This window comes from Martinezella lusitana (genome assembly GCF_900094565.1).
Classification (GTDB): Bacteria; Pseudomonadota; Alphaproteobacteria; order Rhizobiales; family Rhizobiaceae; genus Rhizobium; species Rhizobium lusitanum.
The window spans coordinates 61,788-68,287 of sequence record NZ_FMAF01000033.1; the positions used below are offsets into that span (position 1 = coordinate 61,788).

The 6,500-nt window shown below is 59.9% G+C and carries 6 protein-coding genes and 1 pseudogene; all 7 read right to left on the minus strand.

Going from position 1 to position 6,500, the window contains the following annotated elements; genetic code table 11:
• Positions 1-7: 7 nt before the first annotated feature.
• A complete protein-coding gene (locus GA0061101_RS40845) occupies positions 8-607 on the minus strand; it encodes a methyl-accepting chemotaxis protein (RefSeq protein ID WP_037200188.1) in 600 nt (199 codons plus the stop codon).
• Between the two features lie 116 nt (positions 608-723).
• On the minus strand, positions 724-2,061 hold the full coding sequence (locus GA0061101_RS33605; protein ID WP_037200186.1) for an NAD(P)-binding domain-containing protein: 1,338 nt from the start codon (positions 2,059-2,061) through the stop codon (positions 724-726).
• Positions 2,062-2,128: 67 nt separating this feature from the next.
• On the minus strand, positions 2,129-3,169 hold the full coding sequence (locus GA0061101_RS33610; protein ID WP_037200185.1) for a heme-dependent oxidative N-demethylase family protein: 1,041 nt from the start codon (positions 3,167-3,169) through the stop codon (positions 2,129-2,131).
• Between the two features lie 29 nt (positions 3,170-3,198).
• Positions 3,199-4,164 carry a PDR/VanB family oxidoreductase gene (locus GA0061101_RS33615; RefSeq protein WP_037200184.1) on the minus strand — a complete coding sequence of 322 codons (966 nt, stop codon included), beginning with the start codon at positions 4,162-4,164 and terminating at the stop codon, positions 3,199-3,201.
• Positions 4,161-4,766: a dimethylamine monooxygenase subunit DmmA family protein gene (locus GA0061101_RS33620; protein WP_037200183.1), complete on the minus strand. Its 606-nt coding sequence runs from the start codon at positions 4,764-4,766 to the stop codon at positions 4,161-4,163. Before GA0061101_RS33620 ends, GA0061101_RS33615 begins: the two co-directional genes overlap by 4 nt.
• Before the next feature lie 9 nt (positions 4,767-4,775).
• Positions 4,776-5,909 (minus strand): aminomethyl transferase family protein, encoded by a 1,134-nt coding sequence (locus tag GA0061101_RS33625; RefSeq protein ID WP_037200182.1) that lies wholly within the window; start codon positions 5,907-5,909, stop codon positions 4,776-4,778.
• Between the two features lie 112 nt (positions 5,910-6,021).
• Positions 6,022-6,500 (minus strand): annotated as a pseudogene (locus GA0061101_RS33630) (bifunctional methylenetetrahydrofolate dehydrogenase/methenyltetrahydrofolate cyclohydrolase); the annotation flags it as partial.

The window sequence follows — 6,500 nt, forward strand, 5'->3', positions numbered from 1 at the left end:
AGCGTTTTTACTCCGCTTTCCTCTGCGCATTCGAGATCGCCCGCGCTGCCTCCTCGGAGGAATTGGCGAGCGTGCGCATCTCCGCCGCCAGCACCGCAAACCCCGACCCCGCCGTTCCGGCTCTCGCTGCCTCGATGCCGGCATTGACCGCAAGCAGCTTCAGGTAGCGCAACGACTGCAGGATTTCGTTGGTCTTGGAGGCCGTAACCCGCATGCCCGATGTCTGTTCGTCGATACGCTGATAGAGCGACTCGATGTTGATGATGCTGCCCTCCAAGTAGAGCAATTCCCCGGCCTCGTCCCATACGCCGCCGCCGGTCTCCGTCACCCAGATGAGATGACCGTCGCGATGGCGTATCCGGTACTCCATCGTCCAGTCGGCGCGGCTTTCCAGCGCCTTGCCGACAACCTCGTCCATGAGTGGAACATCCTCCTCGTACATGATGGAGGTGAAGGTTCGCGTGCGGTTGCCGATAATCTCGTCGACGGGATAACCGAAGATGCGTTCGACGCCGTCGGTCATTTCCAACATCGTATAGTTCTCGTCAGCGCGGCAGCGATAAAGGAAGCCGCTCATGCGGCCAAGAACGCTAGTTTGGAAATCCATGGAGGCCGTACCCGAAGAAAAAGTTGCTGATCAAATCGCTTCGTCTCAACTCAAATACGCCAGCAAGGGCGGCGCTGAGCCTCCCTTGCCGGTCACGCGGGAATATGGCGGGCGCGTCAGTTGCGCAGATATTCTTCCATCGAGTCATCAAGCGCTTCGACCCAGGGTGTATGATGCTTGGGCGACATATTGCCGGTCATCAGCGAACGATAAGCATGGTCGCGGAAGCCCATGATGTTCTCAGCCTTGTGATGCTCCCATTCCATGAAGGTCTTGTTCGTACCTTCGATATCGAAACTCGGATAATCGGTCTCGGCGAGCAACTCCTTCACATAGTCGCCCTGGTACCAGATCATCTGTTCGGCATCCTCGAGCGTTTCCTCGCGGGCGCGCCACATGTCGAAATTCGCCTGCAGCTCTTCTTCCGGCGGCAGCTTGATGCGGCCCATCATGACGTCGCGCGCCCACCAGGCCTGTACGTCGAACATGTTGAAGGTGTAGAACTGGTCCTGCATGCCGATGTAGAATAGCTGCGGATTCTTGTCGAAGATCACGCCCTTGTAGAGATGATCGGCCCAGAGACGGTTGGCCGTCTTCAGGCGCAGATCGTCCGGCAGGAAGGGGAAGTGGTGCTGGTATCCAGTGCAAAGGATCAGCGCATCGACCTCCTTGGAGGAGCCGTCGAGGAAATGGGCCGTCTTGTTCTCGAGCCGCGTCAGCAGCGGCCGCTCCTCGAAATTATCAGGCCATTTGAAGCCCATCGGCTTAGAGCGGTAGCTCGTCGTCACCGATTTCGCGCCGTATTTCCAGCATTGCGAGCCGATATCCTCGGCCGAATAGCTGCGGCCGACGATCAACACGTCCTTGCCCTTGAATTCCAGCGCATCGCGGAAGTCGTGGGCATGCAGCACGCGGCCGTTGAAGGTCTTCACCCCTTCGAAATAGGGGACGTTCGGCGTCGAGAAGTGGCCGCTCGCGACCACGACGTAATCGAATTCCTCGTCATACATGCGATCCTGGGCACGGTCATGCGCAGTCACCGTGAACTTCTTCGTCTCCTCATCGAAACGCACCATGCGCACGGGCGTGCTGAAACGCACCCATTTGCGCACATCGGCCTTCTCGACGCGACCCTTGATATAGTCCCAGAGCACGGCGCGCGGCGGATAGGAGGCGATGGGCTTGCCGAAATGCTCTTCGAACGAATAGTCGGCGAATTCCAGGCATTCCTTGGGGCCGTTCGACCATAGGTATCGATACATGCTGCCGTGGACGGGTTCACCATATTCGTCCAGGCCGGTGCGCCAGGTGTAATTCCAAAGCCCGCCCCAGTCGGACTGTTTTTCGTAGCAGACGACTTCCGGGATCTCAGCGCCTTTCTGCGCTGCCGATTGGAAGGCCCGCAACTGGGCCAGTCCCGAAGGACCGGCGCCGATAACGGCAACTCTTGTCATGAAGCATTCCCCTTCTCGATTGTATCGAAATTCTTATCGTATGCAGTCGTTTGGCACTGGGACGGGATCAATCCGGGAAGATGCCGGGGCTGGTCGGCGCCCCGTCGTCATAGGTCGAAAGCCAGTCGATGGTGGTCTCGCGGAAGCGTGTCAGGCCCTTGTAGTCGATGAGTTCCGGCGGCAAGGTTCGCAGCACGCGCGGGAAGCGGCGTGCCCATTTTGGCACCGTCACGAGTTCGTCCATGTTCATCAGATAGCAGCGGATCACGAAGAGGATGGCATTCGAACGCGGCAGGCGCCAGAGGCTCTGCAATTCCACGCGCAGATGCACTTTCTCGCCGACATTCTCCGGTGTCACCGTTGTGCGGTCCGGTCCCCATTTCGGATAGTTCTCGGGACTGGTGTCGAGGCGGGGATTGATCGTCATCGTCCAGTTGAACCGGCGCGTCGGCTTGCCCTGCTGCAGGTTCAGGAGGAACTTCAAAGCGCGGTCGAAGACGCCGATCTGGTGGGCGAGCGGCACCGGTCCGTGCCATTCCATGAAATTCATGCCGATGTCGAAGTCAAGCGACCAGTCGGCCTGGGTCGTGACCATGCCGGCATCCATCCAGAGATTGCCGTCCCGCTGGTCGACGATGCAGAAATCGCCCTGTGCCTGGCGGGTGATGTATTCGAAGGGCTCGTAGGGCAGCGTGGATGTATCGCCGAAGGTGAAGGTGTCGTCGATGCCGAGCGGCCGGTTGATCCAGCGCCACTGGTCGCCGTTCTTGGTGAGCGTAAAGTGCTCGGGATAGCCGGCAGCCTGCTCTTCCATCAGCAGTTCCAGCGTATCCCACTGCGCCGACATCATGTGCGGCAGCGCCTGATAGCGCAGCGGATCTTCCTTCAGAACCAGCGCCCGGTCGCGCATTTCGGCGACGTAGTGCTCGTCGACGTCGATCAGGCTTTCGTAGATCGTGTTCTTCTGACCCTTCACATGCGGTTCCATGTTGACGGAATACATGTACTCGTCGCGGTCGAAAGGAAACGGAAAGCGCCGGATGTTTTCCGGACTGTTGCGATAGCTGAAATCGTCCCGGAAGGTTTCCTGCTTGAAGGCGATTGCCATGTCCGTTCTCCTGAGTATCGGTCCGGTGCCTAAAGATCGAGATGCAGCGCGCTTCCCTCGAAACGGGAAACGCAGATCATCACCTTTCGGCCGGACGCCTTTTCTTCGTCGGTCAGATAGACGTCGTGGTGCAGAAGCTTGCCATCGCAGACAGCAACACCAGTCTCGCATTGTCCGCAGGCACCACCGCGACAGAGGAAAGGCGCGTCGACGCCGGCAGCCTCTATCGCCTCCAGCATGCTCTCGTGATGGCCGACATGAACCGTCTTGCCGGAGCGCGTCAGCTCGATCGAGAAGGGCTTGCCGGGTTGCGAGGACAGGAAGCGTTCGGAATGCAGGTTCTGCTCGGGCCAGCCGGCCTCCAGACCCGTTTTCAGCACACCGTCGATCATGCCCGAGGGGCCACAGATATAGAGATGCGTGCCGAGCGGCTGGCTTTCGAGGAGACGGGCGACGGGGATGAAATTGCCGTCGGCGTCACAATAGATCTTCACCCGCTGCGAGCCATATTGTTCGACAAGTTCTCGGCAATAGGCACCGCGATCCACCGAGCGCACGGCATAATGCAGTTCGAAATTGGCGCCCTCGCGCGAAAACTGCTGCATCATCGCAATGAAGGGCGTGATGCCGATACCACCGGCAATCAGCAGATGCTTGCGGCCACGCCAATCCGGCTGGAAGAGATTGACCGGATAGCTGACCTTGAGCTCGTCGCCTTCGCTCACCTTCTCATGCATAAAGGCGGAACCACCGCGCGAATCCTCGACGCGCAGCACGCTGATCTCATAGGCCGAACAATCATGCGGCGGCGACATCAGCGAATAGGCATTGCGCCGCATATGTCCTTCGTCGTTCATCGAAACGATCACATGGGCGCCGCCGGAAAAGTAAGGCATCGGCTTGCCGTCGAGACGCTCGAAGCGGAAACGCTTGATGCGATCGGCGACCGGTGTGACCTTCGCAACGCGGACCGGAATTTCTGTACCACCGCTCACAGGAACAACTCCTCCGGATCGGGCGCACTGCCGGGCTCTTCCGCATCGATATTGACGCCCTGGAAGGCGCCGAGACGGCGCGAATAATGATCACGCACCAGAAGCGGAAGCCCGCAATGGCTGCAGGTGAAGGGACTATGCGTGACATCCTCGGTGATGCCCTTGCAATGGACGCATTGCACGCGACGCGCCAGCGAGCCGCGATGTTCCGTGATGATCGAGGCATGGTCCATGCCGTAGTCGAGCGCTACCATCATCGCCTGGCCGATGAAGCCCTCGGTGCCGGCAATATAAAGCCGCGTGCCCATATGGGCGGTCGAAAGCGACCCTTTCAGGCGAAAGAGCAGCGTTGCGATCGTCGGCGCCGTGAAGAACATGTCGGCGCCTAGCTTGCGCAAGGCTTCGTCATGGCCCTTGCCCTGCGAGCCGCGCGCGACATAGAGGATTTCGCTGCGCGACAGGATCGTGTCGTCAAGCGCGGCCATCTGGTCGAGGAGAGCATTTGCCCCCTCGCCTTCCAGCGCGAAGATGTGCCGCCGGGCGTGCGGCTGGATGGTGAGGCCTTTATAGACCGGTCGGCTCTTGATGCCTTCGACAAGCATGAGCGCCTCCTAACCGATGGCCGTCCTCTTCTTCTTTTCCGGATCGTCGAAGGGCAGCGTGTGAGCGATGGCACTTGCCTTCAGGCTCTTGCCGCGCACCTCGAGCTTCGTGCCCTGAACCGCCTTGTCGACGTCGAGACGGGCGATCGCCATGGATTTCTTCGTCAGCGCGGAATAGCACGGGCAGGTAATGACGCCGACCTTCTTGCCATCGGCAAAGACCTCGTCGCCGAGATCGGCCGGGCCATCGGCATCGATGAGCATGCCGAAGATCTTGAAGCGCTCCTTGCCCTTGAGGCGCGCATGTTCCTCGGCACCCCTGAAGCCGGTCTTGCCGGGGCTGACGGTAAAGTCGAGGCCGAGTTCCCAGAGGCTGTCGCCGGGCGGCTGATCGGCGAAGGGATACATCTGCGAGTTATCATAGGGATAGAAAAGCAGATAGCTTTCGACGCGCAGCATGTCGAGAACGCTGAAGCAGCAGGGAATGATCCCCATCTCCTCGCCTTCCGCGACGATGCGGTCCCAGACCATGGGAGCGTCCTGTCCGCGCACGAAGATTTCATAGCCGCGCTCGCCGGTATAGCCGGTGCGCGAGATCATCACAGGCGCGCCGAACAGCGTCGTCTGCATGTGATGGAAATATTTGAGGTCGCGGATGCCGGGCACGTATTTGGCGAGATAATCGACAGCGACCGGACCCTGCAGCGACAGATCATGCAGATCGTCGTCGAAGAGGACGGCGCAGTTGCGCCCTGCTGCCTGCTTGACGAGTTCCTCATGGCCGGAGCCCGAACCATGCACCAGCATCCAGGAATTCGGTCCGGTGCGATAGACGATGCAGTCGTCGGTGAAATAGCCGCGATCGTTCAGCATCGCGGCATAGACCGAGCGGCCGGGGTAGATCTTCGACATGTCGCGTGTGGTGATATAGTCGAGCACGGCGATGGCGTGCGGGCCGACCAGGTGCACCTTCTTGAGGCCGGAAACATCCATAATGCCGGCCTTGGTGCGGATCGCGACATGCTCGTCCGACATGTCCTTCTCATAGGTCCAGGCGGTTCCCATGCCGCTCCAGTCTTCGAGTTTCGATCCGAGAGCACGGTGCCGGTCCGCCAAGGCGGAGAAACGCCATGATAATGCCATTTCGTTCCCTCATTTTCTTCTATGGAATATTTATTTCCTGACTATAATCGTCTTTCGTGTCTTGGCAAGCCGATCCGAGTGGTTTTTTGTCGCCACCCGGAAGGCATTTTCCTCAAAACTTCGGCGGCTGCTTTCCGGCGGCCCGATGGGCGGCAATGACGGTATTGGCCATCAGCATGGCGATCGTCATCGGCCCGACACCGCCCGGAACCGGGGTGATGGCGCCGGCGACATCGGAGGCTTCCGCATAGGCAACATCGCCGACCAGCCGGCTCTTGCCCTCGCCGCGCTCCGGTGCGGCAATGCGGTTGATGCCGACATCGATAACCGTTGCGCCCGGCTTGATCCAATCGGCCTTGACCATCTCAGGCCGACCGACCGCGGCCACCAGGATATCAGCGCCGCGAGCCACAGATGCCAGATCCCTGGTGCGCGAATGCGCCGTCGTGACAGTCGCATTGGCATTGAGCAGCAATTGCGCCATCGGCTTGCCGAACAGATTGGAGCGGCCGATGACGACGGCATTCAGCCCCGACAGGTCCTCGCCATGAATGCGCCGCACCAACAGCATGGCGCCGGCCGGCGTGCAGG